22 protein-coding genes are annotated in these 26,583 nt (G+C 69.8%); 14 read left to right on the forward strand and 8 right to left on the reverse strand.

Annotated features, from left to right (window positions below):
* Positions 1 to 123: 123 nt before the first annotated feature.
* On the reverse strand, positions 124 to 774 hold the full coding sequence (locus tag ACFV9G_RS25455; protein WP_378731282.1) for a TetR/AcrR family transcriptional regulator: 651 nt from the start codon (positions 772 to 774) through the stop codon (positions 124 to 126).
* 95 nt (positions 775 to 869) lie between these two features.
* On the opposite strand from ACFV9G_RS25455, the gene ACFV9G_RS25460 reads away from it, so the two are divergent.
* Entirely contained in the window at positions 870 to 2,075 is a 1,206-nt protein-coding gene (locus ACFV9G_RS25460; RefSeq protein WP_378731284.1) for an FAD-dependent monooxygenase, read from the forward strand.
* Positions 2,076 to 2,085: 10 nt separating this feature from the next.
* Here the strand turns inward: ACFV9G_RS25460 and ACFV9G_RS25465 are convergent, their stop codons facing one another.
* Together ACFV9G_RS25465 and ACFV9G_RS25470 are read right to left on the reverse strand one after the other, a co-directional pair.
* Complete coding sequence (locus ACFV9G_RS25465; protein WP_378731286.1) at positions 2,086 to 2,340, reverse strand: hypothetical protein; 255 nt, start codon at positions 2,338 to 2,340, stop codon at positions 2,086 to 2,088.
* Positions 2,337 to 3,635, reverse strand: a complete 1,299-nt coding sequence (locus tag ACFV9G_RS25470) for a PspC domain-containing protein (protein WP_378731288.1) — start codon at positions 3,633 to 3,635, stop codon at positions 2,337 to 2,339. The genes ACFV9G_RS25465 and ACFV9G_RS25470 overlap by 4 nt, the downstream gene beginning before the upstream one ends.
* Positions 3,636 to 3,759: 124 nt before the next feature.
* Between ACFV9G_RS25470 and ACFV9G_RS25475 the strand changes: the two genes are divergently transcribed.
* Positions 3,760 to 5,076: a PspC domain-containing protein gene (locus ACFV9G_RS25475; RefSeq protein WP_378731290.1), complete on the forward strand. Its 1,317-nt coding sequence runs from the start codon at positions 3,760 to 3,762 to the stop codon at positions 5,074 to 5,076.
* Positions 5,073 to 5,720: a response regulator transcription factor gene (locus tag ACFV9G_RS25480; RefSeq protein ID WP_091052906.1), complete on the forward strand. Its 648-nt coding sequence runs from the start codon at positions 5,073 to 5,075 to the stop codon at positions 5,718 to 5,720. The genes ACFV9G_RS25475 and ACFV9G_RS25480 overlap by 4 nt, the downstream gene beginning before the upstream one ends.
* Before the next feature lie 5 nt (positions 5,721 to 5,725).
* On the opposite strand, the gene ACFV9G_RS25485 is transcribed toward ACFV9G_RS25480, so the two are convergent.
* On the reverse strand, positions 5,726 to 7,996 hold the full coding sequence (locus ACFV9G_RS25485) for a SulP family inorganic anion transporter (protein WP_378731292.1): 2,271 nt from the start codon (positions 7,994 to 7,996) through the stop codon (positions 5,726 to 5,728).
* A 172-nt stretch (positions 7,997 to 8,168) separates the two neighbouring features.
* Here ACFV9G_RS25485 and ACFV9G_RS25490 point away from each other — a divergent pair, with 172 nt between their 5' ends.
* Complete coding sequence (locus ACFV9G_RS25490; protein ID WP_378731294.1) at positions 8,169 to 8,528, forward strand: hypothetical protein; 360 nt, start codon at positions 8,169 to 8,171, stop codon at positions 8,526 to 8,528.
* A gap of 40 nt (positions 8,529 to 8,568) precedes the next feature.
* The gene (gene pcrA, locus ACFV9G_RS25495; protein WP_378731296.1) at positions 8,569 to 11,028 is read left to right on the forward strand and encodes a DNA helicase PcrA; all 2,460 of its coding nucleotides are present in this window, start codon (positions 8,569 to 8,571) and stop codon (positions 11,026 to 11,028) included.
* Positions 11,029 to 11,161: 133 nt separating this feature from the next.
* Here pcrA and ACFV9G_RS25500 read toward each other — a convergent pair whose 3' ends face one another.
* Positions 11,162 to 14,332, reverse strand: a complete 3,171-nt coding sequence (locus ACFV9G_RS25500) for an SNF2-related protein (RefSeq protein WP_378731298.1) — start codon at positions 14,330 to 14,332, stop codon at positions 11,162 to 11,164.
* Positions 14,333 to 14,708: 376 nt separating this feature from the next.
* On the opposite strand from ACFV9G_RS25500, the gene ACFV9G_RS25505 reads away from it, so the two are divergent.
* Positions 14,709 to 15,689, forward strand: a complete 981-nt coding sequence (locus ACFV9G_RS25505; protein WP_378731300.1) for a helix-turn-helix domain-containing protein — start codon at positions 14,709 to 14,711, stop codon at positions 15,687 to 15,689.
* A 1-nt stretch (position 15,690) separates the two neighbouring features.
* On the opposite strand, the gene ACFV9G_RS25510 is transcribed toward ACFV9G_RS25505, so the two are convergent.
* Positions 15,691 to 16,263, reverse strand: coding sequence for a cob(I)yrinic acid a,c-diamide adenosyltransferase (locus tag ACFV9G_RS25510; RefSeq protein WP_350832662.1), 573 nt, complete (start codon positions 16,261 to 16,263; stop codon positions 15,691 to 15,693).
* 198 nt (positions 16,264 to 16,461) lie between these two features.
* Here ACFV9G_RS25510 and ACFV9G_RS25515 point away from each other — a divergent pair, with 198 nt between their 5' ends.
* The 7 genes from ACFV9G_RS25515 to ACFV9G_RS25545 all read left to right on the forward strand — a co-directional run bounded on the left by ACFV9G_RS25515 (position 16,462) and on the right by ACFV9G_RS25545 (position 24,124).
* Positions 16,462 to 16,770: an STAS domain-containing protein gene (locus ACFV9G_RS25515; RefSeq protein ID WP_091047808.1), complete on the forward strand. Its 309-nt coding sequence runs from the start codon at positions 16,462 to 16,464 to the stop codon at positions 16,768 to 16,770.
* Between the two features lie 73 nt (positions 16,771 to 16,843).
* Entirely contained in the window at positions 16,844 to 18,874 is a 2,031-nt protein-coding gene (locus tag ACFV9G_RS25520) for a protein meaA (RefSeq protein WP_378731302.1), read from the forward strand.
* Positions 18,875 to 18,996: 122 nt separating this feature from the next.
* On the forward strand, positions 18,997 to 19,422 hold the full coding sequence (locus ACFV9G_RS25525; protein ID WP_378731303.1) for a DUF6069 family protein: 426 nt from the start codon (positions 18,997 to 18,999) through the stop codon (positions 19,420 to 19,422).
* 19 nt (positions 19,423 to 19,441) lie between these two features.
* Positions 19,442 to 20,341 carry an NAD(P)/FAD-dependent oxidoreductase gene (locus ACFV9G_RS25530; protein ID WP_378731305.1) on the forward strand — a complete coding sequence of 300 codons (900 nt, stop codon included), beginning with the start codon at positions 19,442 to 19,444 and terminating at the stop codon, positions 20,339 to 20,341.
* Between the two features lie 48 nt (positions 20,342 to 20,389).
* Entirely contained in the window at positions 20,390 to 21,997 is a 1,608-nt protein-coding gene (locus ACFV9G_RS25535; RefSeq protein ID WP_378731308.1) for a phosphodiester glycosidase family protein, read from the forward strand.
* Positions 21,998 to 22,029: 32 nt separating this feature from the next.
* Positions 22,030 to 22,206, forward strand: a complete 177-nt coding sequence (locus ACFV9G_RS25540; protein WP_008362162.1) for a hypothetical protein — start codon at positions 22,030 to 22,032, stop codon at positions 22,204 to 22,206.
* 82 nt (positions 22,207 to 22,288) lie between these two features.
* Positions 22,289 to 24,124 (forward strand): bifunctional metallophosphatase/5'-nucleotidase, encoded by a 1,836-nt coding sequence (locus ACFV9G_RS25545; protein WP_378731310.1) that lies wholly within the window; start codon positions 22,289 to 22,291, stop codon positions 24,122 to 24,124.
* Between the two features lie 101 nt (positions 24,125 to 24,225).
* Here the strand turns inward: ACFV9G_RS25545 and ACFV9G_RS25550 are convergent, their stop codons facing one another.
* Together ACFV9G_RS25550 and nucS are read right to left on the reverse strand one after the other, a co-directional pair.
* Positions 24,226 to 24,474, reverse strand: a complete 249-nt coding sequence (locus ACFV9G_RS25550) for a hypothetical protein (RefSeq protein WP_143033774.1) — start codon at positions 24,472 to 24,474, stop codon at positions 24,226 to 24,228.
* A gap of 89 nt (positions 24,475 to 24,563) precedes the next feature.
* Positions 24,564 to 25,238: an endonuclease NucS gene (nucS, locus tag ACFV9G_RS25555; RefSeq protein ID WP_378731312.1), complete on the reverse strand. Its 675-nt coding sequence runs from the start codon at positions 25,236 to 25,238 to the stop codon at positions 24,564 to 24,566.
* A gap of 88 nt (positions 25,239 to 25,326) precedes the next feature.
* On the opposite strand from nucS, the gene ACFV9G_RS25560 reads away from it, so the two are divergent.
* Positions 25,327 to 26,493 (forward strand): 3-hydroxyacyl-CoA dehydrogenase NAD-binding domain-containing protein, encoded by a 1,167-nt coding sequence (locus ACFV9G_RS25560; protein ID WP_378731314.1) that lies wholly within the window; start codon positions 25,327 to 25,329, stop codon positions 26,491 to 26,493.
* Positions 26,494 to 26,583 lie beyond the last annotated feature (90 nt).

A 26,583-nucleotide genomic window follows, 5' to 3' on the forward strand; every position in this document is an offset into this window, starting at 1 on the left:
GTGTCAAGGACCGCGAAGCGGCCGGCGAAGCCGGCGGCCGAAGGCCGTCCTTTACTCCGGGGCCCGTCGAGAAGACCCTCAAAGCAAGGGTCGGCGGCCCACAGTCCCCCGCAAAACAGACGCCTAAGTAAGCGCCCGATCAAACTGCTCCTCAGTGATCGCCGGAGCCCCAAAGGCAGAAGGCGCATCCCGCCGAGTCCGCAGCCCGTCGAGCACGAGCGTGACGTAGCGCCGCCACAGCTCAGGCGCAACGTCCCGGGTGTGATGAGTGACCGCCCCGAGCATCAGCTGGATGAGCGGGAAGTCGACGGGCGAGAGATCGTCCCGGAGCTCACCAGCCTCCTGGGCGCGGGTGATCAGGGCGGTGGTGGCAGGCTGGAATCCGTTGCGCGCGTCGACAAAAGCGTCGGCGGTGCCGCGGTTGCGCTCGAGGACGAGCTCGCGGAGCCCGCGGTTCTCGGCGAAGTCGCGGGCGGAGGCGACGAAGAACTCCTCGAAGCCCTCCCAGGGATCGGGGTTGGTCAGCGCCTTCTCGGCGTGCTCGGCAAGGCGTCGTACGGCCCCCATGAGCACGGCCTCGATGAGCTCCTCGCGGTTGGCGAAGCGGCGGTAGACGGTGCCGACGCCGACACCGGCATGACGGGCGACGTCGTCGAGCGTCACGTCGATGCCTCGGGACGCGAAGAGCTCCTGGGCGGCGGCGATGAGCCGCTGGCGGTTGCGCTCGGCGTCGGCGCGCAGGGGCCGGGTGCGCTGGGTCGGGGACGTACTCATGACTCCATCCTAACAAAATGGAGGACGCATCTCCGGTTAGTGCTACGCTCGAATCTAACCGGAGAAAGTGTCTCCGCTTGGGAGGAGAGATGACCATGGCCACGCCACGTGCGTTGATCGTCGGGATGGGCATCGCGGGGCTGGCGACCGCGATGCGGCTGCGCGAGGTCGGCTGGGAGCCGGTGATCGTGGAACGTGCCCCGGAACGCCGGTCGGCCGGCTACTTCGTCGGACTGTTCGAGACCGGCCGCGCGACCGCGCAGCGCATGGGTGTGCTCGACGCGATCGGGAACCGTACGGACCGGGACGGGATGACGTACGACGTCGACCGGTCCGGCACGAAGCGCCGGCCGGGCATGGGCTACGCCGACCTGCCCGGCGATCCACGTCTCATCCTGCGCGGCGACATCGAGTCGGCGCTCTACGACCAGGCCGCCGGGACCACCGAGATCCGGTACGGCACCAGCCCCGCCGCCATCGAAGAGCATGCCGACGGGATCGACGTGACCCTGCGGACCACCGACGGCCACGAGAGCACCGAACGCTTCGACCTCGTCGTGGGCGCCGACGGCCTCCGCTCGACCGTACGCCGCCTGGTCTTCGGCCCTGACGAGGAGCTGATGCGGCCGCTGAACCACATCATCGGCGTGGCTCTCCTCGAGGAGCAGGTGCCGGGCTTCGGGCCGTCCGACGGCCTCATCCTCGCCGAGGAGGGCCGCTCGGTGTGGGTGTTCGGCTTCGCCGACCACACGCCGACCGTGATGTTCTCCTACCGGACCGTCGACGAGAGCGCCCAGTTCCAGGGCGCGCCGATCGACCGGCTCCGCGACGCCTTCGGCCCCGAGCAGGCGGGACCGATCCTGGAGAACCTCTTCGACCAGTTCGAGGCCGCCGAGGACAGCCTGTTCGACTCGGTCCACCAGGTCGTGATGCCGACCTGGCACACCGACCGAGTCGTCCTGGTCGGCGACGCGGCCTGGTGCCTGACGCTCTACTCCGGGATGGGTGCCTCGACCGGCATCGCGGGTGCCGACCTGCTCGGCACGACGCTCGCTCGCAACCCCGGCAACACCGCGCGGGCGCTGCGGGAGTGGGAGCAGCGCCTGCGGCCGTTCATCGAGGTGCAGCAGCGCTCGGGACGTACCGACGGGCTGGCCATGTTCGTGCCCCAGACCAGGCGCGACCTGTTGATGCGCAACACGATGTCGCTGATCGGCGGCAACAAGGTCACCAGGGGTGCGTTCCGGTCGATGATCGCCGGCAAGTTCAAGGAGAAGTCGCTCGACGTCGCCGCGCCGTGACGCGTCCGGGTCAGCTCTTCCTGAGGAGCGCGGCGAGCAGACCGACCCCGCCGCCGACGATCCAGGGGAGCGGGAGGAGCCAGCGGAGGTCCTCGATGTCATGGATGACGACGGTGCCGCTGACGATCATGGCCCAGACGACGACGAAGACGAGGAACGCGAGGCCCATCACCAGGTGGCCGATGTTGACCGGGTGGCGACCGGTCGGCTTCTCCGCGGACGCCTGGTCCTCGAAGCGTGGCGGGGGAGCGTAGTCGTAGCTCACCGGATGCTCCTCTCGGGAGTGTCGACGAAGCGTACGGCTCGGGGGTCGCTCTCCTCGTAGACGTTGATCGCGCCGAGCTCCGCCGTCGCCGTCAGCCGAAGGTCGGCGTCCTTTGCGAGGCCGGGCTCGCTGCCTTCCTCGCCGGCGACGTGCGTACGGGTCAGGACGAAGCCGCCGACGTCGCTGCGGGTCTCGTCGAAGACCTTCGCTTCGCCCAGAGCACCCATGGTGGCCTCGACCGAGACGGTGGCGTCGTCGGGGACGATCACGGTGATCTCCCCGAGCGTGCTGGTGATGTCCAGGTCGCGGCCCTCGAGCGTCTTCGGGTCGATGGCGCTCATGTCCAGGACGATCTCGCCGGCGTCGACCACGTAGGAGCTCTCCAGCGCGGCGACGGTCCGAGGGTGGGCCTCGACGCTGCTGCCGGTATCGAAGTCCGACGGGTCGATCATCGTGAGCGGCAGCGCGACCAGAGCCATCAGGCCGAGGAACATCAGTCCGCCCGCCCGGCCCCAGAACGCGCCGAGCACGAGGAAGCCACCGAAGACGGCCAGCAGCGCCGCCGGGTAGGCGCTGGTCGGGATCGGCGCCCAGTCGGCGACGTCGACGAGCCCGAGGATCCCCACGACCAGCGCGGCGACCGCGATGGCGCGACCGAACAGCAGCGGCGGACGCCGGCGGCCGGTCCGGACGAGGGGCGTGCTGGGATCGTAGGATCCGGGTGGCCACGGCGCCGGAAGAGAATGTGTCTGAGCTGCGGGAACGTCCATGCTCGTGGTTGCCGGCGACGCGGCAGGGGTCGGCGGAGGTCCGCCGCGCTTGCGGCCCCACTTGCCGCGGTTGGCGTACCAGAGCGCGACGACCCCGAGCACCGCGAGCCAGAACCAGGGGATGCTGGTGTCGCCGAACGCGTCCCCGAGCAGCGAGATCGCCGCGATCCCGCCGGCGATCCAGAGCAGGAGGTTGCGGGCAGGTGGCCCGACGGGGATCATCCCGTCCTCGGCGCCGTCCTCGGGCACCAGCACCCAGGCCGCGACGTACACGATCCCGCCGGCGCCGCCGAAGAACACCGCGACCACCAGCATCACCCGCACCAGCAGGGGGTCGACGTCGAAGTGGCGTGCGATCCCACCCGCGACGCCGGCGATGTGCCGTCCCTCCGGAGAGGCATGGGTCGTACGCCGCAGGCCACTGAGGTTGCGCAGCTGCTCGCCACTGGGGCGGGTGCGCTTCTCGGAGACAGGCGGAGGCGGCTCCGGGGTGGGAGGCAGGGGTGCCTCGGGCGGGATCGTCACACCCCTACTCTGACTCCTTCGCACCCCGCAGGCCATCAGGGACGGCCCTGAGTTCTCGATGAGCAAGGATCAGGGTGAATCCTCATGGCATGTGCCCGCGGTTGGTGTGACGATGGTTGTCATCATGACGACAACCCATGCGCCGACGGAGCTGCCGGCCCCGCCGCCGCCACCGCCCCCAGCGGTACGCCGCGCCTACCGTGACACCGACGCCTCGGTGATCGGCGGCGTGGCTGCCGGCCTGGCCGAGCACCTCGGCCTGCCGGTCCTGGCCGTGCGCGCGTTCTTCGTGGTGACCGCGGTCTTCAGCGGCTTCGGCGTGCTGCTCTACGCCGCCCTGTGGATCTTCATCCCCGCCGCTCCCCACCTGGAGCAGTCCACGCCGGGTGGCGAGAGCGCCACTCGCGGCGGCCGCCGGCCGTCCTCACGCCCGGGAGGCGTCGACAAGGGGCCGGCGATCGCGTTGCTCGCGCTCGGGTTCGGTGCCGTCGTGCTCTTCGACACGCTGCTCGGCGCCGGTGCGCTGATCTGGCCGGCGATGCTCGGTGTCGCGGGCGTCGCGCTGCTGTGGCGCCAGGCCGATGCCGCCCAGCGGGAGCGCTGGATCGACGGCACCGGGCGCCTCGACCTGGTCCGGATGGTCTTCGGCAAGGGCGGCTGGCGGGCGTACGTCCGGGTCGGGGTCGGCGTCGGGCTGATGCTCTTCGCGGTGATCCTCGCCGGTGGCCAGCTCGACCTCGGCAACGCCACCGCGCTGGTCATCGCCGGGCTGATCGTGCTCGCCGCAGGATTCCTCGTCGCCGGGCCGTGGGTGCGCCAGCTCGCCAGCGACCTGGGCAGCGAGCGCGAGGAGCGGATCCGGAGCCAGGAGCGCGCCGACATGGCCGCTCACCTGCACGACTCGGTCCTCCAGACCCTGGCCCTGATCCAGCGCAACTCCGGCGATCCCGCGATGGTGCAGAAGCTGGCCCGCGCCCAGGAGCGCGACCTGCGCGAATGGCTCTTCTCGACTCCCGCCCAGGCCGATGAGACGTTCGCGGCCGCGCTGAAGGCAGCCTCCGCCGAGGTCGAGGACGCCCACGGCGTGACCGTCGACGTGGTGGTCGTCGGCGACGGTCCCTTCGACGAGACCGTGCGCCCGATCGTCGCCGCCACCCGCGAGGCCGTCACCAACGCCGCCAAGCACGCCGGCACCGGCCGCGTCGACGTCTACGCCGAAGCGACCGACGAGGCCTACGAGGTCTTCGTCCGCGACCGGGGCGAAGGCTTCGTCCTGGACGAGGTCTCCGCCGACCGGCACGGCGTACGCGACAGCATCATCGACCGGATGTCGCGCCACGGCGGGTCGGCTGTGGTGAGATCGTCACCAGGTGAAGGCACCGAGGTGCGGCTGAAGCAGCCTCGTACGAAGGAGGCTGGGTATGAAGGAGAACGGACATGAGTGAGGTCAAGGTCGTCATCGTCGACGACCACGCGATGTTCCGCACGGGCGTACGCGCCGAGCTGAGCCGGTCGCCGGTGATCCGGATCGTCGGCGAGGCCGAGGACGTCGACACGGCGGTCAAGGCGATCGCCGAGGGCAAGCCCGACGTGGTGCTGCTCGACGTACATCTTCCCGGTGGCGGCGGTGTCGAGGTGATGCGCAAGGCGCCCGCCGTCGACGGCTCGCCGCGCTACCTCGCCCTGTCGGTCTCCGACGCGGCCGAGGACGTCATCGGCACCATCCGCGGGGGTGCCCGCGGCTACGTCACCAAGACCATCACCGGCGCCGAGCTGGTCGCCGCGATCCAGCGGGTCTCCGGGGGAGACGCGGTCTTCTCCCCGCGCCTGGCCGGCTTCGTGCTCGACGCCTTCGCCGGCACCATCGCCATCGCCGACATCGACGAGGATCTCGACCGCCTGACCGAACGAGAGCGCGAGGTGATGCGCCTCATCGCGCGCGGCTACTCCTACAAGGAGGTCGCCGGCGAGCTGTTCATCTCGATCAAGACGGTCGAGACCCACATGTCCAACGTGCTGCGCAAGCTGCAACTGTCGAGCCGTCACGAGCTCACCCGCTGGGCCAACGACCGCCGCCTGCTCTGAGGGGCCTAGGCAGGCTCGGGTGGGCGGGCCTCCATGAGGTGGGCGAGCTCGTCGGTCTCCGAGTCGGTCAGCGTCGTGAAGCTGTCGCCACGCAGGATCTGCATCGTGCCGTCGGAGATGTCCAGGAACAGGCCCACGAGACGTACGTCCCGGCCTTCCAGGATCTCCCCGAGACGGTCGATCATCACCGCGACGTTGACCTGGGACACCTGGTCGATCTCGCTCCGGCCGGCCGCGGCGGCCGCGGCGCCGACCGGGTGCCCGGCCTGCCACTCCTGGATCGCCGGAGCGGCGTGGCGCAGCCAGTCGCCGACCGGCCCGGAGGGCACCGTCCCGGCCTGGGTGCTCGCCAGCGCCGAGGTCATCGCCCCACAACGTGAGTGCCCGCAGACGACGACGGTGTTGATGCCGAGGTCGTCCACGCCGAACAGCATCGGCGCCGCGACCGAGCTGTCCGGGCTGCCGGGCTCGGGCACGAGGTTGCCCATGGTGCGCACCGTCAGCAGGTCGCCCGGACCGCTCGAGGTGATCAGGTTCGGCACCACCCGGGAGTCGACGCAGGTCAGGAAGACCGCGTGCGGCTCCTGGCCGTCGGCCAGGCCCTCGTAGACCGGGCGCAGCGGTGCCGCGTGGCGGCGGTGGTACTCCCGGACGCCGAGGGCCAGCGGGTGGTGCCGGTCGGTGCGGTCGGCGCGTACGTCCTGCCAGGCGCTCCACGGCAACAGGCCGCGGGGGCTGATCGGAGGCGCCTTCAGCGCGCGCTCCTGGCGAGGCGCCTCGATGCCGTGGGGTCCGGAGTGCTCCACGATCACGGTGCCACCGGCGGCCTCGTAGCGAGCGCGCCAGTGGTCGAGCTGGTCGCGCCCGGCCGGGTCGAGGTAGTCGACCAGGAGGTCGAGCTCGACGACCTGGCCCTCCGGGATCTCGTCGAGCCTGCTCACCAGCTTCGGCGTCGCCAGGAACGAGAGGCTGCCGTGCACCTCGACCAGCCACTTCTCGCGGCCGTCGGCGGCCTGGCCGGCCGGCCGCACGTCGATCCGCACGTGGACCAGGCGCCACAGCACCAGGACCAGCGCGGCGACCAGGCCGATCAGGACACCCTCGATGAGGTTGAGCGCGAGCACGGCAGTGATGGTGAGGGCGTAGATCCACAGCTCGCCGCGGGCACGCGCCTGGGAGATATCGGCGGGCCGGACCAGGCCGGTGCCCATCATGATCAGCAGACCGGCCAGGGCCGCGAGCGGGATCTGCTCGACCAGTCCGACCAGGACCAGGGCGAAGAGGAGCACCCAGACGCCGTGCAGGATCGCGGAGACCCGGGTGCGGGCCCCGGCGGCGACGTTGGTCGAGCTGCGCACGATGACGCCGGTGACGGGGAGGCCGCCGAGACCTCCCGAGACGGTGTTGGCCAGCCCTTGGCCGATGAGCTCGCGGTTCAGGTTGCTGCGTGGGCCACCGTGCAGCTTGTCGACGGCGACCGCCGAGAGCAGGCTCTCGACGCTTGCGATCAGAGCCATGGTGAGCACCGCGCCGGCCACGGCGAGAGGAGTGCCTTCCGGCATCGCGATCGAGCCGATCTCATCGAGCAGGTCAGGGCCGAGGTGGACGCGCTCGGCACTCGGGAGCCAAGCGGCAGCGAGCAGGGTGATCGCCACGATGGCCACGAGCTGCCCGGGCACGGCGCGGACCCGCTGCGGCAGCCGCGGCCAGGCGAGCAGGATGCCGATCACGCCGAGCCCGGCCAGGACGGCGTCGATGTTGGGTTCCTGTGCGTTACCGACGATGTGCCGGAGGTTCTCGATCGCGCTGGCTTGGGACCGGCCGCCGAGGGCGACGTTGAGCTGGCCGAGGACGATCGAGATCCCGATCGCGGCCAGCATTGCGCTGACGACGGTCGGCGAGATCGCCAGTGCGTAGCGTCCGAGCCGGCTGGCGCCGAGCACGATCTGGAGAAGGCCGGCCATCAGGGTGATCGCGCAGGTCGCCTCCCACCCGAACTCGGCCACCGTCTCGGCGACGACGACGGTGAGGCCGGCGGCCGGGCCGCTGACCTGCAGTGGTGAGCCGCCGAAGACACCGGCGACGATGCCGCCCGCCGCGGCGGCGATCAGGCCCGCGGCGACGGGCGCACCGGAGGCGACGGCGATGCCGAGCGAGAGCGGCACGGCGACGAGGAAGACGACCAGCGAGGCCGGTACGTCGAAGCGAATGGTCTGGCGGAGCTGATCGATCGGTCTGGACCCGCCGGTGGGCAGGGTCGGGCGAGGTGATGACACGTCAGAATCCTCCTTGCGGAGCCGAGAGCGATGGTGGCGGTCACCGTGAGCGTAGGCAGACAACCGAACATTCCCCAAGGCGAACGTGACCAAAATCGTGTGATCGTTCGAATACATGCCTCGAGGTGGTCCCGTCTGGCGGCCGCCGAGGCGAGGGATCTAGTCTGTGCGCATGGAGTTCGTGCGGCACATCCTGCTCGTCATTCACCTGCTCGGCTTCGCCGCGCTCTTCGGCGGCCTGCTGGTGCAGATCAAGGCCCCCGACAAGGTCGCCAACGGCCTGATGCGGGATGGCGCCGGCACCGCTTTCCTCGCCGGTCTGCTGCTCGTCGGCGTCCTCGAGATGGGCGACGGTCCGGTCGACCACGCCAAGGTCGGGGTGAAGCTCGTGATCGGTCTGGTCATCCTCGGTCTGGTGATGTCGCAGCTGCGCAAGCCCAAGATCGCCGACGGGCTCTACTGGACGATCTTCGGGCTGACGATCATCAACGTCTGCGTGGCGGTCTTCTGGTCCTCCGCGCACGTCTCCTGATCTGCGTCTTGTCGGTGCTGCGCTCTAGGCTGGAGCCAGCATGAGTACGCCTGACCAGACCCCTGTTGCCACCATCCCGGGCCTCGAGGCCTTCGCCTCGGCGCAGCCGGCCGACGAGCCGCGTACGAAACGACGCGGACCGAGCACCGAGGAGCTCCTCGACGGGCTCAACGAGCCCCAGAAGGCGGCCGTGCAGCACCAGGGCGTGCCCCTGCTGGTCGTCGCCGGTGCGGGCTCGGGCAAGACCCGGGTGCTGACCCGGCGGATCGCGTGGCTGATCTCCCAGCGCGGCGCCCACCCCGGCAGCATCCTGGCGATCACCTTCACCAACAAGGCCGCCGCCGAGATGAAGGAGCGCGTCGAGGCCCTGGTCGGCAAGCGGGCCCGGATCATGTGGGTCTCCACCTTCCACAGCGCCTGCGTGCGGATCCTCCGCAAGGAGATCGACAAGGTGGGGCTGAAGTCCAACTTCTCGATCTACGACGCCCAGGACCAGAAGCGGCTGATGCAGCTGGTGCTCACCGACCTCGACCTGGACCCGCGTCACTACCAGCCCGGCCAGGTGCTCAACTGGGTCAGCGACCAGAAGAACGAGCTGCGCGACGTCGAGGCGGCCGAGAAGGACGCGCGCAACCACCTCGAGCAGACCTACGTGGCGGCCTACAAGGAGTACCAGAAGCGCCTGCGGCAGGCGAACGCCTTCGACTTCGACGACCTGATCATGTCGACCGTCGAGCTCTTCCGCGCCTACCCGGAGGTGCGGGAGGTCTACCGGCGCCGGTTCCGGCATGTGCTGGTCGACGAATACCAGGACACCAACCACGCTCAGTACGCCCTGGTCCACGAGCTCTGCGCGGACCGGATGGACGACACCGCGCTGACCGACTCCTATGCCGACGACGCCCCGCGCAGCGACCCCGCCGAGCTGATGGTCGTCGGCGACGCCGACCAGTCGATCTACGCCTTCCGCGGCGCCAACATCCGCAACATCCTCGACTTCGAGCAGGACTTCCCCAACGCGACCACGATCCTGCTGGAGCAGAACTACCGCTCCACGCAGACGATCCTCACCGCCGCCAACGCGGTCATCAAGCACAACAAGGGTCGCAAGGAGAAGGCGCTGTGGAGCGACGCCGGCAACGGCGACCGCATCGTCGGCTACGTCGCCGACGACGAGCGTGACGAGGCCCGGTTCGTCTCCGACGAGATCGACAAGCTCGTCGACGGTGGGCTCAAGGCCGCCGACGTCGCCGTCTTCTACCGCACCAACGCCCAGTCGCGTGTCTTCGAGGAGGTGTTCATCCGCACCGGCCAGCCCTACAAGGTCGTCGGCGGTGTGCGCTTCTACGAGCGCAAGGAGGTGCGCGACGCCCTGGCCTACCTGCGCACCCTGGCCAACCCCGACGACCAGGTCTCGCTCCGACGGATCCTCAACACCCCCAAGCGGGGCATCGGCGACCGCGCCGTGGCCTGCGTCAACGCGCTCGCCGAGCGTGACGGCCTGACCTTCTGGGACGCGCTGCAGAAGGCTGAGGACGCTCCCGGTCTGGCCACCCGGAGCCTGACCAACATCAAGGCCTTCGTCGCGATGGTCGAGGAGCTGCTGCAGATGGTCGCCGCCGGTGAGCGGGCCGACGTCATCTTGGAGACGGTGCTCGACCGATCGGGCTACCTCGCCTCGCTCGAGGAGTCCGATGACCCGCAGGACGAGACCCGCGTGGAGAACCTCGCCGAGCTCGTCGCGGTAGCCCGCGAGTTCTCCGACGACCCGGTCGCGGCTCCTAGTGCCGACCCGGCCGATGTCGACGCCGGCACGGTCGAGCCCGGTCTCGCCGACTTCCTGGAGCGGGTCGCGCTCGTCGCCGACACCGACCAGATCCCCGACGACGAGGACGGCGTGGTCACCCTGATGACCCTCCACACCGCCAAGGGCCTGGAGTTCCCCGCGGTCTTCCTCACGGGGATGGAGGACGGCGTCTTCCCGCACTCCCGGGCGCTCGGTGACGGCACCGAGCTCGAGGAGGAACGCCGCCTGGCCTACGTCGGCATCACCCGCGCCGAGAAGCGGCTCTTCATCTCGCGTGCGGTCGTCCGGTCCGCGTGGGGCGCGCCCTCGCACAACCCCGGCAGCCGTTTCCTCGACGAGCTCCCGGTCGACCTCGTCGACTGGCGGCGTACGGAGAAGGAGATGTCCTCGTGGGGCCGTCCGAACTTCGCCAACGACAGCTGGGGCGGTGGCCAGCGTCTCGGCCAGCCCACGGCCGCCGGCCGTCGCAACTTCTCCTCCGCCGCGCTCCGCGCCGACGTCGCTGCCAAGTCGAAGCCGGCCCGTGAGGTGCCCTCGCTCGACCCGGGCGACCGCGTCACCCACGACTCCTTCGGCCTCGGCACCGTCGTCACCATCGAGGGCTCGGGCGACAAGCAGGTCGCGAGCATCGACTTCGGTGACACGGGGGTCAAGCGGTTGCTGCTCCGCTATGCCCCGGTCGAGAAGCTGTGACTCGGGGTGGCTGAAGGCTCACGGGCTGGCCTGGTCGCTTAGGCGGCTGTCTACTCGTGGTTCGCCGAGTCGGCGCAACAGCACGCCTCGCTCGCTTCGCTTCGCTCCAAGGCATGCAGATGCGCCGACTCGGCTACACAAATAGGGCGCGGATGTCGTCGGCGCCGATGGTGGAACCCATGGCGCCTTCGCCGTCGACGACCTTCGCGAAGAGCTCGGCCTTGCGCTCCTTGAGCTCCATGACCTTCTCCTCGATCGTGTCGGTGGACACCAGCCGGTAGACCATGACGTGCTGGGTCTGGCCGATGCGGTGGGCTCGGTCGACGGCCTGGGCCTCGGCGGCGGGGTTCCACCAGGGGTCGAGCACGAAGACGTAGTCGGCCTCGGTCAGGGTCAGGCCGACGCCGCCGGCCTTCAGGGAGATCAGGAAGACCGGGGCGTCGCCCTCGCGGAAGCTCTCGATGACCGCGCCGCGGTCGCGCGTGCCGCCGTCGAGGTAGGCGGCGTCGATGCCGGCATCGGCGAGCCGGGTGCGCGCCCGGCCGAGGAACGAGGTGAACTGGCTGAAGACCAGCGCCTTGTGGCCCTCGGCGGCGAGCTCCTCGATGTGGTCGACGAGGGTGTCGAGCTTGGCGGAGCCGACGTCGTCGTCCTCAGGGTCGACGAGACCGGGGTCGAGGGAGAGCTGCCGCAGCCTGGTCAGCGCGCTGAGGATCGCGACCCGGTTGTCGTTGAAGTCGTCGAGCAGGTGCAGGATCCGCTGCCGCTCCTTGGCCAGGTGGGCGTCGTAGATCTTGCGGTGGACCGGGTTGAGGTCGACGCCGAGCACCTGCTCCTGCTTGGGCGGCAGGTCGTCGGCGACGAGCTCCTTCGTACGCCGCAGCAGGAACGGCCGCAGGCGGGTCCGGAACCGGCGCAGCGCGCCGTCGTCGCCCGACTTCTCCACGGGAGAGACCACCGTGTCGCGGAACAGCCGAGGGCTGGGGTAGAGCCCCGGCGCCGTGATCGAGAGCAGCGCCCACAGCTCCATCAGCCGGTTCTCGAACGGCGTGCCCGTCACCGCGAGGCGCCAGCGGGCGTCGATGCGGCGGGCAGCTGCGTACGTCTTGGACTGGTGGTTCTTGACCTGCTGGGCCTCGTCGAGGACGAGACCGGCCCAGGGGCGCCCGGCGAAGGCGTCCTGCTCGAGCCGGAGGATGGCGTAGGTCGTGACGACGACGTCGGCGTCCTCGCGGGCCTCGGCGACGGAGTCCACGCGCTTGCTCACCGTGCTCACCCGGAGGCCAGGGGTGTGGCGGCGGGCCTCCTGGACCCAGGCGGGTACGACGCTGGTGGGCGCCACCACGAGGTAGGGCGTGCGCGTCTCCGGCTGCGTATGCACGGCGTGGGAGATCGTGGCCAGCACCTGGAGCGTCTTGCCCAGACCCATGTCGTCGGCGAGGATCCCGCCGAGACCCTGCTCGTGCAGGAACGCCAGCCAATGGAAGCCGTCGAGCTGGTAGTGGCGCAGCTCGGTCGCCAGCCCGGTCGGCTCCGGCCGGGGGATCTCGCGAAGGTCCCGCAGCGCCTGGGCGCGCTGGACCCATTCGGCGGCCTGCTGGTCGACCACGCCGAGCTCGGCGAGCTCGGCCCAGACGCCGAGGTCGTGCTTGCCGACCGCGATCCCGTCGCCGGTGCGCTCGTGGAGCTGTCCGGCGGCCTCGACGACGTTGCGCAGCCGGTCGAGCTCGGGGCGGTCGGTGGTGATGTAGGTGCCGCTGGGGAGGATCAGGTGGTCGTCGCCGCGGGTCAGTGCCCCGAGTACGTCGGGAAGCGGGACGGCCTCGGCGCCGATCCGGATCACGACCTGCAGGTCGAGCCAGTCCTGCCCGGCCACGGCAGCACCGTCGGGCGAGGTGATCTCGAAGGAGATCTCAGGGTCCTCGTCGGTCTCGCGGAAGTCGGGCCGCTCGACCTCGGTGACCTCGACGCCCTCGACCTCGCGCAGCGCCGGCAGGTCGTGGATCGCGAGCGCGAGGGCGTCGCCGTCGCGAACTTCCTGCTTGCGGAGCAGCTCCGTGGAGACCTTGGCGCGCAGCGCGGCCTCCTCGGCCGGGTCGCGGACCAGGCCGAGGTCCTCGCGGGAGTCCACCGGGTAGTGACGTACGCCGTAGGCCCAGGTCCAGCCGAGCGTGGCATGCGTCGAGCTGCGCCAGGTGACCGTCAGGGTCAGGCGCGGTGCGGGCGGCTCAGGGATGTCGAGGGAGTCGTCGGTCGAGCGCAGCGGCACCAGGCGGGCCAGCGGGCCCAGCAGGGCGCCCAGCGTGCCGATCTCGGCCTCGGGGACGGTCAGCGGGTCCCGGGCGGTCACCAGCCGCTGTGCGTGGGTCGACAGCGGTCCGGACAGATCGGCGAGATGCAGGACCCCGGCGTCGAGCACGCCCACCGAGCGGGTCGGGCGACCGATCGGGAGCACCGTCGGGCCGGCGTAGACCCGGTCAGCATGTGCGAGGCCGAAGCGGAGGACCGCCTCGCCGTCCTCGCGGCGCAGCTCGCCGGCGAGCGAGAGCGGCTCGTCGAAGATCACCACGCCGCGTACGTTCTCGCCGGGCAGGACGGTCACACCGCCACGGATCGCGTCGCGGAGCAGGCTGACCGCGTGCTCGCCGAAGTCGGCGAGGCTGAGCGAGGAGCCGCGGGCGTAGAGCAGCCGGTCGGACCGCAGCTGGCGGGCCAGCTCCTGCAGGGGGAGCAGCTGGCTGCGAGGGAAGTCCTTGCCGGGCACCGCGTTGGGAATGTTGCCCCAGTCGGCACCGGTCTTCGCCCAGCGCTCGCGGTTGCCCATGCGCATCGGGCGCAGCTCGACGGTGGGGGAGCCCGCCACGGCCGACCGCGGGCTGTGCACGTCGATCTCGAGCGCCAGCGCGGGCAGGTCGTCCTCGGGCTTGTTGTCCTCGGCGAGCTGGCCCAGGAGCGTACGCAGCTCCGTCTCCCACGACGGGCCCATCGGCGTCGCCGCGGCGCGCGAGCCGGCGAGTACCAGACCGAGGGCAGCGCCGTGCTTGCAGTTGTTGTGCACGGGGCAGCTGCACGAGCTGGTCGCCCTGACGACGCCGTTCCTGGAATCCAGGTTGAGGGTCACGCGGTAGGGCGCGGGGCTGGTGCCTCTGACCTCGGCTGCCGCTCGCAGCGCACTGCTGCCGATCTCGGTGATCCGGGGCTCACCGACCCGGCCCTGGGTGGCGTAAGCCTCGGCACGCTCGATGGTCTGGGGGTCGAAGGTCTCGCGGAGCAGGTCGTTCGTGAGAGCTTCGAGCAAGGGCACCCGATCCATTCTTCCAGCATGAGGCGGGTTCTGCGACTTCGTGGACGCTCGTGGTGAGCAGCGTCTCGTTCGATGCGGTGGTAGTGGTCTAGACCAGCGAAGTACCACCACGGGGTTACGGTGCATTCATCGGCATGCATAGGCGCAAGCCGGACATCAGTCCCGGACAACCGGATCCGAACCGATCACGACGACTTTGTCGCGCAAAAGTAAAGCCACCTCGATCCGAGCGGGGGGATCCGGACCGAGGTGGCGATGAATACTTTCGGCCAAGTTGCCGATGAATGCAAGTCGAACCGCCATGGCGGGAATGTGACGTGTCGTATATCTGCCATGATGGCCGTCGTTCGTTCCCCCGCCACGGAAGGCCTCTCGGATGCTTGATGCGCTCGGTCTCGACAATCTCGAAGAGACGGTCTACCGCCAGCTGGTCGCCGCGCCGTCGGCAAACCTCGAAGAGCTGGCCGAGGCGGCCGACCTGGACGCCTACGCGGTCTCGGCGGTGCTGTCCGCGCTCGAGGGGAAGGGCTTGGTCGCTCGGGCCTCGGCCGGCCAGGACCGCTACGTCGCCTCCCCGCCGGCCGTGGCGCTCGGGGCGCTGCTCGTCCAGCGCCAGGACGAGCTGCGCCGCGCGCAGGTGGAGATGACCGAGCTCGCGGGGCTCTATCGCGGCTCGGTCGCCCGCCGGGACGTCGCCGACGTCGTCGACGTCGTGCACGGCACCGAGGCGATCGCCCAGCGGTTCGCCCAGCTGCAGTACTCGGCCAAGAAGTGCATCCAGGCGCTGCAGAAGCCGCAGGCCGCCGTCGTCACCCGGGAGGACGCCGACGAGGCCGAGCGGGCCGCGCTCGAACGCGGGGTCAGGCACGACATCGTGCTCGAGCGTTCCGTCTTCGACACCCCGGGCATCTACGAGAGCATCGACTCCGGCCTCGAGATCGGGATCGAGCTACGGGTGGTGCCGACGGTGCCGCTGCGTGCCTTCATCGTCGACCGCGAGATCGCTCTGATCCCGCTCATGAACAGTGAGCACAACACGGTCCAAGACGCGCTGCTGCTCCACCCCAGCGGTCTCCTCGACGCGATCCTCGCCCTCTTCGACCTGATCTGGACCTCGGCCCCGAAGCTCGTCGCGACCCCCGAGGGCACGGTCGAGACGGCCGCCGATCGCCTCGAGCCCCTGGACACCAAGGTGCTCTCGCTACTGCTCGCCGGCCTGACCGACGCCTCCATCGGGGCCCAGCTCGGGCTGTCGCTGCGTACGGTCCAGCGGCGGGTGCGCCAGATGATGGACCGCGCGCAGGTCGACACCCGCCTCCAGCTCGGCTACGAGGCGGGTCGCCGCGGCTGGCTGTGAGCTAGCGTTCGCCGCCCGGAACCCACAGGACGTCGCCCTGCTCGCGGTTGGCGTGCCGGGCGAGGATGAAGAGCAGGTCGCTGAGGCGGTTGAGATAGGTCAGGGCGAGCTTGTTCATCGTCTCGCCGTGGACCTCGTACGCAGCCCAGGCCGCCCGCTCCGCGCGGCGCACGACGGTGCGCGCCACGTGCAGGTGGGCCGCGGCCACGGTGCCGCCGGAGAGGATGAACGAGCGGAGCTTCTCCAGGGGCTCGTTGTAGTCGTCGCACCAGGCCTCGAGCCGGTCGACGTAGGCCTGCTCGACGCGCAGCGGCGGATACTCGGGGTCGGCGACGACCGGGGTGGAGAGGTCGGCGCCGACGTCGAAGAGGTCGTTCTGGACGGTCGTCAGCACCTTCACGACGTCCTCGTCGATGCCGCCGTGAGCCAGTGCGACACCGATCGCCGCCCCGGCCTCGTCGGTCGTCGCGTAGGCCTCCAGCCGCAGATCGGTCTTGGCGGTCAGGCTCATGTCGCCGAGCCGGGTCTCACCGGCGTCGCCGGTTCGGGTGTAGATGCGTGTCAGGTTGACCATGCGCTGAGCCTATGCGGACGGGCCACTTGTCGGCGAGCGTGGTCATTTGACAGAAAATAGTGACGCGAGTGACCAATGAGGCTGGTGCGGTGCAACCAATCGGAGCTGCCGCGCGTCATAGTTGGCGAGAGGGAGCGTCATGTGATGCGTAGAGCTTCTGTGTAGGGCAATCCACTTCCCGGGGGATGGAGGCAGGGCATGGAGATCTTGATCGACGGGCCGACGCTGGTGCTGAGCGGAGATTTCGACGTACGCAGCACCTGGATGGCACGCAGCGTGATCTACGACCATCTCGACTCGGTGGAGGGAGACGTCGTGCTCGACGTCTCCGGCGTGAACAGTGCCGACGTGACGGCGCTGAAGCTGCTCGCCGTCGCGACCCGGCAGGCCCATGCCGAGGGCCGCCGCCTCACCCTGCAGGGCTGCACTCCGGCGGTGCGCCGGATGCTCCACCTCTCCCGGCTCTATCGCGTCCTCGAGGTGGAGAACTCACCGCTCATCGCGTAGTCGGTAAAGGGAGTGACATCTTCCACACCGGAGCCGGTTACTGATCGGTAACCGAAGGGCTAGCATGCCTCTTATGACGGACACCACGCCTTCGGGACAGAGCAGCCGCCCGGCGAAGGATCGCTCCTGGCTGATGCGGACGTACGCCGGCCACTCGACCGCCGAGGCGTCCAACGAGCTCTACCGCACCAACCTGGCCAAGGGCCAGACCGGTCTCTCGGTCGCTTTCGACCTGCCCACGCAGACCGGCTACGACCCGGACAGCATCCTCGCTCGCGGCGAGGTCGGCAAGGTGGGCGTCCCGATCATGCACATGGGGGAGATGCGCAAGCTCTTCGACCAGATCCCGCTCACCGAGATGAACACCTCGATGACGATCAACGCGACCGCCATGTGGCTGCTCGCGATGTATCAGGTCGCCGCCGAGGAGCAGAACCCCGGGATGGACCCGGTCGAGGTGGCCGCCAAGCTGGCCGGCACCACCCAGAACGACATCATCAAGGAGTACCTCTCCCGGGGGACGTACGTCTTCCCGCCGGAGCACTCCCTGCGGCTGATCAGCGACATGATCGCCTACACGGTCCACCAGATCCCGAAGTGGAACCCGATCAACATCTGCAGCTACCACCTGCAGGAGGCCGGCGCGACTCCGGTGCAGGAGATCGCGTACGCGATGTGCACCGCCATCTCGGTCCTCGACCAGGTCAAGGCCTCCGGCCAGGTCTCCGAGGAGGACTTCGGCAAGGTCGTCGGCCGGATCTCGTTCTTCGTCAACGCGGGCGTGCGGTTCGTCGAGGAGATGTGCAAGATGCGCGCCTTCGTCGAGCTGTGGGACGAGATCACCCGTGAGCGCTACGGGGTCGAGGACCCGAAGATGCGCCGGTTCCGCTACGGCGTGCAGGTCAACTCCCTCGGCCTGACCGAGGCGCAGCCGGAGAACAACGTCCAGCGGATCGTGCTGGAGATGCTCGCCGTGACGCTGTCCAAGAACGCGCGGGCGCGCGCGGTGCAGCTGCCCGCCTGGAACGAGGCGCTCGGCCTCCCGCGTCCGTGGGACCAGCAGTGGTCGCTGCGCCTGCAGCAGGTGCTCGCCTACGAGTCCGATTTGCTGGAGTACGGCGACCTCTTCGACGGCTCGCCGGTCGTCGAGGCCAAGGTGGCCGAGCTCGTCGCGGGCGCCAAGGAGGAGATCGACCGGGTCCAGGCCATGGGCGGAGCGATCGCCGCGGTCGACACCGGCTACATGAAGTCCGAGCTGGTCTCCTCGCACGCCCGCCGTCGCGCCGCCATCGAGTCCGGCGACGAGATCATCGTCGGCGTCAACAAGTTCACGACCACCGAGCCGAGCCCGCTGACCGCGGACCTGGACGCCGCGATCATGGTCGCCGACCCGCGCGCCGAGGAGGCCGCCAAGGCCTCTCTCGAGGCGTGGAAGGCCGAGCGTGACGAGACGGCCGTCGCCGAGGCGCTGGCCGCTCTGGCCGCCGCCGCGAAGACCGACGCCAACCTGATGTCGGCGACGTTGGAAGCCGCCCGCGCGGGCGCGACCACGGGGGAGTGGGCCGGCACCCTGCGCGAGGTCTTCGGCGAGTTCCGGGCGCCCACCGGCGTCTCCGGCGCCGTCGGTGCCGCGGAGGCCGGAGCCGAGCTGTCGGCCGTACGCGACCGGGTCAAGGCCACCGGCGAGGAGCTCGGCGTCAAGCTGCGCATGCTCGTCGGCAAGCCGGGTCTGGACGGTCACTCCAACGGTGCCGAGCAGGTCGCCGTCCGGGCCCGTGACGCCGGCTTCGAGGTCATCTACCAGGGCATCCGGCTCACCCCGGAGCAGATCGTCGCAGCGGCGGTCGCCGAGGACGTACACGTCGTCGGGCTCTCCATCCTCTCCGGCTCGCACATGTCGCTCGTGCCGTCGGTGGTCGAGGGGCTGCGCGCGGCGGGTCTGGGTGACGTACCCGTCATCGTCGGCGGCATCGTGCCCGAGTCCGACGCCAAGACGCTGATCGAGTCGGGGGTCGCGGCGGTCTACACGCCCAAGGACTTCAGCCTCACCGAGATCATGGCCGACATCGTCGAGGTCATCCGCAAGGCCAACGACCTCTCCTGAGTCGAGGATCGACACGGCTCCCGAAAAAACTTCGGGCACCGTGTCGATCCGAGTGCGTGGCCGTTCGTGACATGGGCAGAGGGAGGCGGACGGCGCCTCCCACCACTCACGGGAGACCAGAGATGTCCACGATCACCACCGCCCAGCAGACCACCCGCTCGACCCGCGCCACCGCTCGCAAGCCTGTCTGGCTCCATGGCCTCGGTGCCACGGTCGTCGCCAGCGCGGTCGTCACCGTCCTCGCCGCGGCCGCCTCGGCGGCCGGGGTGACCTTCGAGACCGCCAGCGGCACGATCCCGCTCGCCGGCTACGCCCAGCTGACCGCCCTCTTCTCGCTCATCGGGGTCGCGATGGCCGCGGTGATGGCCCGCGTGGCCCGCCGTCCGCGGCGTACGTTCGTGGTCACCACCGTCGTGCTGACCATCGCCTCGCTCGTCCCTGACGTCACCTTCGGCTTCGACGCCGCCAGCGCGGTCGTCCTGATGCTCCTGCACGTCGTCGCCGCCGCGATCGTCATCCCGGTGCTGGCCCGTCGTCTCGCCGCGTGAGGCGAGTAGCCTGCCGAGCATGCGAGTGACGGTGGTCGGAGCCGGAGTCATCGGGCTCTCGTGCGCGGTACGGCTGGTCGAGGCCGGCCACGGGGTCAGCGTGATCGGCCGGGAGCGGACGAGCGGGACCACCTCGGCGGTGGCCGGCGGGTTCTGGTTCCCCTACCTCGCCGAGCCGCGCGACCGGGTGACGGCCTGGGCGGCCGAGACCTTCGGCGAGCTCGCCCGGTTGGCCGAGGAGGAGCCGGAGGCCGGCGTACGCATGGTGCACGGCACGCAGCACAACCCCGAGGCCGACCTGTGGTGGGCCGCGCCGCTCACCGACCTGACCGTGACCGAGGGCCGCGCCGAGTTCACCGCGCCGATCGCCGAGATGCCGGTCTACCTGCCGTGGCTCGAGCGGCGGGTCACCGAGGCAGGCGGCAGCATCACGACCGGGACCGTCGACGACCTGGCGAGTCTGGACGCCGACGTCGTGGTCAACGCGACCGGCCTCGGCTCGCGGGAGCTGGTCGGCGACACCAGCCTCTACCCGGTCCAGGGCCAGATCGTCGTCCTCGGGCCGGGCGCCACCGAGGAGTGGCTGGAGGCCGATGGCGACGCCCCCTCCTACGTCTTCCCGCGCGGTGGCGACACCGTGATCGGAGGCACGTCGGTGCCGCACGCCTGGGACCAGAGCCCGGACCCACGTACGGCCGAGCGGATCCTGGCCGACGCCTCAGCGGCCGTGCCGGAGATCGCGAACGCCGACGTCCGGGCCCATCTGGTCGGCCTTCGCCCGGCCCGGCCCTCGGTCCGGCTGGAACGCGAGGGCCGGGTCGTGCACTGCTATGGCCACGGGGGCGCCGGGGTGACGCTGAGCTGGGGCTGTGCCGCCGAGGTCGTGGAGCTCGTCTCCGGGCAACCGACGCAGCGCTGACGTCCGGCGTTCAACGGGGGTTCAGCGGGCACTCCTAGCCTCCCGCGCATGCCGAAGACTGCTCGCCTTCTCGCCAGTGGCGTCGCCCTGGCCGCCGTCGTCGCCGTCGTCCCGGGCGTTGCCCGCGCCGACGCGCCCGCGCCCGTCCACGCGCCCGCCCACTCGCCCGCCCACTCATGGACCGACCGGATCGAGTGGACATCGTCATCGCTCGCGGACGGGGTGAGGCTGCGTACGGGCGTTCTCGAGGACACCGCCAGCGCCCCGTTCTGGACCGTCACCCTCCAGCACCCGGTGACCAGCTCGATCACCGGTGGCCCGGCCAACGCGGGCGTCGGCCCGCGCGCATGGGCCCAGGAGACCGCTGGCCGGCTGCGTGCGGCGGGCTACGAGCCGCGGCTCGACGACGTCCGCTGGCCGGACTACGCCGACACCCCCGGCGGACTGCAGGGCGTACGTGTGCGGACGGGGGAGTACGCGACGCAGGCCGAGGCGGGGTCGGCGGTCACGGCGCTCAAGGCGCTCGGCTTCCCGACCGCGGTAGCCGCCTGGACCGGCTACGACGTCGACACCCCGGCCGACGCCCAGCAGATCCACGTCGCGGTCATCGACCCGCGGACGTACGACGGTGAGGTGTACGGCACCCATCACGGCACGCTCGCGAAGCGGCAGAAGCTGTCGGACGTCAGTGATGCGCTGGGCGCGACCGTGGCGGTCAACGGCGGGTTCTTCATCACCTCGGATGCCGACGGCTACCAAGGTGCTCCGGCGGGGATCGCGGTCTACGACGGGCAGCTCGAGGCGATGGACGCCGGTTCGCGCACCGGCATCGTGCTCGGCAACGGGCCTGCGCGGATCACCCGCCTGACGGCGAAGGTCGAGGTACGCAGCGGCCGATCCGTGCAGCCGGTCAACGGGATCAACCGCACACCCGGCGTGATCCGCAACTGCGGCCGCCCGGGAGCCACGCCCACCACCGAGCCTCGCCAGGACGTGACCTGCCGGACCGCCTCGGAGCTGGTGCTCTTCACGCCACGGCTCGGTACGTCGCTGCCCGCCGGCGAGGGCACCCAGGTCGTGCTCGACGACGACGACCTCGTCACCGCCGTCGGTACCCGGGGTGGCACCGTGCCCGAGGGCGGCAGCGTGGTCCAGGGCATCGGTGCGGCCGGGGAGTGGCTCGCCGCCCACGCCACCGTCGGGAGCCGGCTGCCGGTGGCGGAGTCGGTCCGCGACGCCACGGGGCGCCGAGTCCCGCTGACCCCGCGCACCTCGATCGTGAGCGCCGCCCCCAATCTGGTCACCGACGGGCGCACCGACATCGATGCGGCCGCGGAAGGTGTCATCGATCCCGCCGATCTGTCGTTCAACTACGCCTGGGCCGAGATCCGGCAGCCCCGCACGATGGCGGGCATCGACCGCCGCGGCCGGCTCCTGCTCGTGACCGTCGACGGTCGTCAGCCAGGTGTCTCCGAAGGCCTCACCGTCGCGGAGGAGGCGGTCCTGATGAAGAGCCTGGGCGCCGAGGACGCCATGAACCTCGACGGCGGCGGCTCCACCGCGATCGCGACCGGCGGCACACTCCTCAACCGCACCTCCGACGCGGCCGGCGAGCGGGCCGACGGTGACTTCATCGTGGCGGTTCCGACGAAGTAAGGCACGCCTAACCCGGCTGTTACCCTTCGAGCGTGGGCAAGAAGAGGAAGCCTCCCAAGACGGAGTGCTGCGTGTCGAAGTCGCGCTGCAAGCGGTGCCCGATCCGCATGCTCAAGGAGGGCACCCTGCCCGAGGGGATGACGGTCAAGAAACGCCGTCTGGTGACCCTCGACGGCAAGCCGGTCAAGAAGAAGCATCTGGCTGCTTGACGGTAAAGGCGCCGCCAAGTCGCGCCCGAGGTGGTAGGAATTGCCTTGCAGTCGATTACCTACTCGTGCAAGGACGTTACCGATGCCTCACGCCACCCGCCGCTCTGTCCTGTCCGGTGCTGCTGTCACGGGCGCCGCGGCGCTGAGCGCAGCCGGCTACGCCGCCCCTGCCCATGGTGTGAACGGCGCGGGCAGGCCCGACACCGTCCGGCTGACCGTGCTCGGCACGACCGACCTGCACGGGAACGTCTTCAACTGGGACTACTACAAGAACGCCGAGTTCTCGAACAGCGCCGGCAACGAGATCGGTGTCGCCAAGGTCAAGACGCTGATCGACGCCGTCCGTGAGGAGCGGCGCGGCGAGCCGATCCTCACCATCGACGCCGGTGACACCATCCAGGGCACCCCGCTGGCCTACTACTACGCCCGGATCGACCCGATCACCGAGGGTGCGATCCACCCGATGGCGCGGGCGATGAACCTGGTCGGCTACGACGCCGCCGCGCTCGGCAACCACGAGTTCAACTACGGCATCGACACGATCCGGAAGTTCGAGGAGCAGGTGAACTTCCCGATGCTCGGCGCCAACGCGGTCGACCCGTCGACCAAGCTGCCGGTCTTCCCGCCCTACGTCATCAAGGAGTTCCGGGTCGGTCGCGGTCGCCGCCTCAAGGTCGGCGTGCTCGGGCTCACCAACCCCGGCATCGCGATCTGGGACAAGGCCAACGTCGAGGGCAAGATGGAGTTCCCGGGGCTGGTCGAGCAGGCCAAGATCTTCGTCCCCGAGCTCAAGAAGGCCGGCTGCGACCTGGTCATCATCAGTGCCCACTCCGGCGCCGACACCTCCAGCTCCTACGGCGACGACCTGCCCCCGGAGAACGCCGCCACCCTCGTCGCCGAGCAGGTGCCGGACGTCGACGCGATCCTCGTCGGCCACGCCCACCGGGAGATCACCGAGCGCTTCGTCACCAACACCGAGACCGGCAAGCAGGTGCTGCTGACCGAGCCGCTCTACTGGGGCATGCGCGTCTCGGTGATGGATCTGGTCGTACGCCAGGAGAAGCGTCACGGCCGGCCTCGCTGGGTCCTGGAGTCGGCGACCTCGCAGACGCTGAACTCCAACACCGTCGACCCCGACCCGGAGGTCTCGGCGGCGGTGCAGGAGCAGCACGACATCGTGATCGACTACGTCAACTCCGTCGTCGGCACCTCGGCGGTCGAGATGCTGGCCGCGCGGGCGGTCGTCGAGGACGTACCCATCATCGACTTCGTCAACTTCGTCCAGGCCGATGCGGTCAAGGCGGCATTGACCGGCTCCGACGCCGAGCTGCCGGTGATCTCGATCGCGGCTCCGTTCAGCCGCGCCGCGGCCTTCCCGGCGGGAGAGGTGACCGTACGCGACGTCGCCGGCCTCTACATCTACGACAACACCCTGATGGCGGTGCGGATCACCGGCGCCCAGCTCAAGGACTACCTCGAGTTCACGGCCCGCTACTTCAAGCAGGTCAGCGGCACCGGCCCGTTCCCGATCGACGCCGTGACCAACGCGCCGACCGACACCGCGCCCAACGGCACCCCCGACTACAACTTCGACACGATCGCCGGCCTGGACGCGGCGCTGACCTACGACATCGACATCGCAGGTGCGGTCGGCTCGCGGATCACCGACCTCGCCTACGGCGGCGTCGCGGTGACCGACGCGCAGGAGTTCGTGCTCGCGATCAACAACTATCGCCAGTCCGGTGGTGGCGGCTTCCCGCACGTCACCGACGCCCCTGTGGTCTACAACCAGCAGGTCGAGATCCGGCAGTTGATCATCGACTGGGTCACCGAGCACCAGGTCATCGACCCCGCCGCGTTCGCCTCGGTCGACTGGCGCCTGGTCTCCGGCGGCGAGCCCATCACCGTCAACTCCTGAGCGCCGAGTCGGCTCGTTGTGACCGAAAACCCTGCCGAGTCGGCTCGTTATGACGAGCCGAATCGGCAGGGTTCTACGTCAGGATGAGCCGACTCGACGGGTCAGCGGGGGTTGATCCAGTTGAGCAGCTGACTCATCGAGATCAGCAGGTCGTCCAGCCGCCGCTCCACGCTGTCCAGGCGCGCGTTGACGCTGTCGATCGCCGCGTCGGTGCGCTCCATCCGGCTCTTGATCGCGTGGAACTCCGCCGTGTGCATCTGCTGCATCGTCAGGAGATCGATCATGATCGCCTCGACGTCGCTCACGGACAGGCGGCCCCCAACGCCATGCCCCGAGTAGTTCATGGACATGGCGTGAATCTTGTCACGCAGTTCCTACCCAAAGGTAAGAAAAGGTGTTTCACCGACGTGAACTTGCCTGACCGTGCACCAACTGTTGGTCAGAAGAGTCTCTCGGTCGGATCGTCGAGGCCGCGCAGCGCGTCGTAGTCGACGATCGCGCAGGTGATCCCACGGTCCTCGGCCAGCACGCGGGCCTGCGGCTTGATCGCCTGAGCGGCGAAGATGCCGCGTACGGGGGCCAGCAGCGGGTCGCGGTTGAGCAGCTCGAGATAGCGGGTCAGCTGCTCGACGCCGTCGATCTCGCCGCGTCGCTTGATCTCGACCGCGACCGACTTCCCGTCGGCGTCGCGGCACATCAGGTCGACCGGCCCGATCGCGGTGGGGTACTCGCGGCGTACGAGGGTCAGGCCCTCGCCCAGCGTCGCCGGGTGGTCGGCGAGGAGCTCCTGGAGGTGCTTCTCGACGCCGTCCTTCTGCAGGCCGGGGTCGATGCCGAGGTCGTGGGCCGACTCGTGGTGGATCTCCTCGATCAGGATGCGCAGGGTGTCGTCCGTCTTCGAGGTGACCGTCCACTCGACGCGGCCGTCGTCGGACTTGCCCTCCGAGAGGGTGCAGGGCGGCGACATCCAGTTGAGGGGCTTGTAGGAGCCCCCGTCGGAATGGACCAGCACCGATCCGTCGGCCTTGAGCATCAACACCCTGGTGGCCATCGGGAGGTGGGCGGTGAGCCGCCCCGCGTAGTCGACCTGGCAGGTGGCAACGACGAGTCTCACCGGGAGAACGTATCGCATGGCCCCATGTGAGCAGCGTCACGCCACCAGGGGTTACTCACGGGTAATAAATTTGGCAGTCTTCCGTCGCATGACGGTTTCGACCCAGGGTTCCATCCACGACGTGCTCGTGCTGCCCTATCTCAACCACGCCATTCGCATGCTCGAGTCGGGCTACGCCACCGCCACGGACATCGACAACGCCATGCGCTTCGGCTGCGGCTACCCGAAGGGACCGCTGGCCACGGTCGACGAGATCGGCGCCTCCTCCGTACGCGACGCGCTGCTCGCCCGCTTCGAGGAGACCGGCGACAACCTGCACAAGCCCGCCGACCTGCTCACCAAGATCTCCGACGAGTCCGGGTCGTTCACCGGCGCGGCCGGGGACGACGCAGCGACGCCGGAGCTGCGCCACACGATCGAGAAGATCGGTGTGGTCGGCACCGGCACGATGGCCTCGGGCATCGTCCAGGTCTTCGCCCAGGCCGGGTACGACGTCGTCTTCGTCGGCCGCTCCCAGGAGAAGCTCGACGGGGTCGTCGCCGGGATCACCAAGTCCCTCGACAAGGCGATCGCGAAGGGGCGCTCGGACGAGGAGACCAAGGCTGCCGTGCTCGGCCGCCTCACCGGCAGCACCTCGCGCGAGGATCTCGGCGAGGCGGACCTGATCGTCGAGGGCATCGCCGAGGACCTCGACGTCAAGACCGAGCTCTTCAAGGACCTCGACCGCATCGCCAAGCAGGGCGCCATCCTGGCCACGACCACCAGCTCGATGCCGATCACCGAGCTCGCCAAGGTCACCTCGCGCCCCGGTGACGTCATCGGGATGCACTTCTTCAACCCCGCTCCGGTCATGAAGCTCGTCGAGGTGGTCACCACCGACCTCACCTCGGCCGAGGTCGACGAGACCGTGCTCGCGCTGTCCACGGCGGTCAAGAAGGTCCCGGTCTCCTGCGGCGACCGCTCCGGCTTCATCGTCAACGCGCTGCTGTTCCCCTACCTCAACGACGCCGTCAAGCTGCACGAGTCCGGCGTCGCCATCGCCGAGATCGATGCCGCGATCAAGGAGACCGCGGGCTTCCCGATGGGTCCCTTCGAGCTCCTCGACGTGGTCGGCAACGACGTCTCCCTGGCCATCCAGTCCGAGCTCCGCAACGAGTTCGGCGAGCCCGGCTTCGACCCCGCCGCCCTCCTGGTCCAGAAGGTCCAGGAAGGCAAGCTCGGTCGCAAGACCGGCGAGGGCTTCCACACCTACTGATCCCAACCCCGGCCGAGGCGTCACGTACGTCGGCCGAGGCGTCAGCTACGCGAATCGAGTCGTCACCCTGGTGACGGCTCGATTCGCGCG

This window comes from Nocardioides sp. NPDC059952 (assembly GCF_042730435.1).
Taxonomy (GTDB): Bacteria; Actinomycetota; Actinomycetes; order Propionibacteriales; family Nocardioidaceae; genus Nocardioides.

Coding starts and splice junctions, on each gene's coding strand:
- ACFV9G_RS25520 (WP_378731302.1), top strand. CDS start 16,844: ATGACGGACACCACGCCTTCGGGACAGAGCAGCCGCCCGGCGAAGGAT.
- ACFV9G_RS25480 (WP_091052906.1), top strand. CDS start 5,073: ATGAGTGAGGTCAAGGTCGTCATCGTCGACGACCACGCGATGTTCCGC.
- ACFV9G_RS25550 (WP_143033774.1), bottom strand. CDS start 24,474: ATGTCCATGAACTACTCGGGGCATGGCGTTGGGGGCCGCCTGTCCGTG.
- ACFV9G_RS25510 (WP_350832662.1), bottom strand. CDS start 16,263: ATGGTCAACCTGACACGCATCTACACCCGAACCGGCGACGCCGGTGAG.
- ACFV9G_RS25535 (WP_378731308.1), top strand. CDS start 20,390: ATGCCGAAGACTGCTCGCCTTCTCGCCAGTGGCGTCGCCCTGGCCGCC.
- pcrA (WP_378731296.1), top strand. CDS start 8,569: ATGAGTACGCCTGACCAGACCCCTGTTGCCACCATCCCGGGCCTCGAG.
- ACFV9G_RS25560 (WP_378731314.1), top strand. CDS start 25,327: ATGACGGTTTCGACCCAGGGTTCCATCCACGACGTGCTCGTGCTGCCC.
- ACFV9G_RS25525 (WP_378731303.1), top strand. CDS start 18,997: ATGTCCACGATCACCACCGCCCAGCAGACCACCCGCTCGACCCGCGCC.
- ACFV9G_RS25460 (WP_378731284.1), top strand. CDS start 870: ATGGCCACGCCACGTGCGTTGATCGTCGGGATGGGCATCGCGGGGCTG.
- ACFV9G_RS25475 (WP_378731290.1), top strand. CDS start 3,760: ATGACGACAACCCATGCGCCGACGGAGCTGCCGGCCCCGCCGCCGCCA.
- ACFV9G_RS25515 (WP_091047808.1), top strand. CDS start 16,462: ATGGAGATCTTGATCGACGGGCCGACGCTGGTGCTGAGCGGAGATTTC.
- ACFV9G_RS25490 (WP_378731294.1), top strand. CDS start 8,169: ATGGAGTTCGTGCGGCACATCCTGCTCGTCATTCACCTGCTCGGCTTC.
- ACFV9G_RS25455 (WP_378731282.1), bottom strand. CDS start 774: ATGAGTACGTCCCCGACCCAGCGCACCCGGCCCCTGCGCGCCGACGCC.
- ACFV9G_RS25545 (WP_378731310.1), top strand. CDS start 22,289: ATGCCTCACGCCACCCGCCGCTCTGTCCTGTCCGGTGCTGCTGTCACG.
- ACFV9G_RS25530 (WP_378731305.1), top strand. CDS start 19,442: ATGCGAGTGACGGTGGTCGGAGCCGGAGTCATCGGGCTCTCGTGCGCG.
- ACFV9G_RS25505 (WP_378731300.1), top strand. CDS start 14,709: ATGCTTGATGCGCTCGGTCTCGACAATCTCGAAGAGACGGTCTACCGC.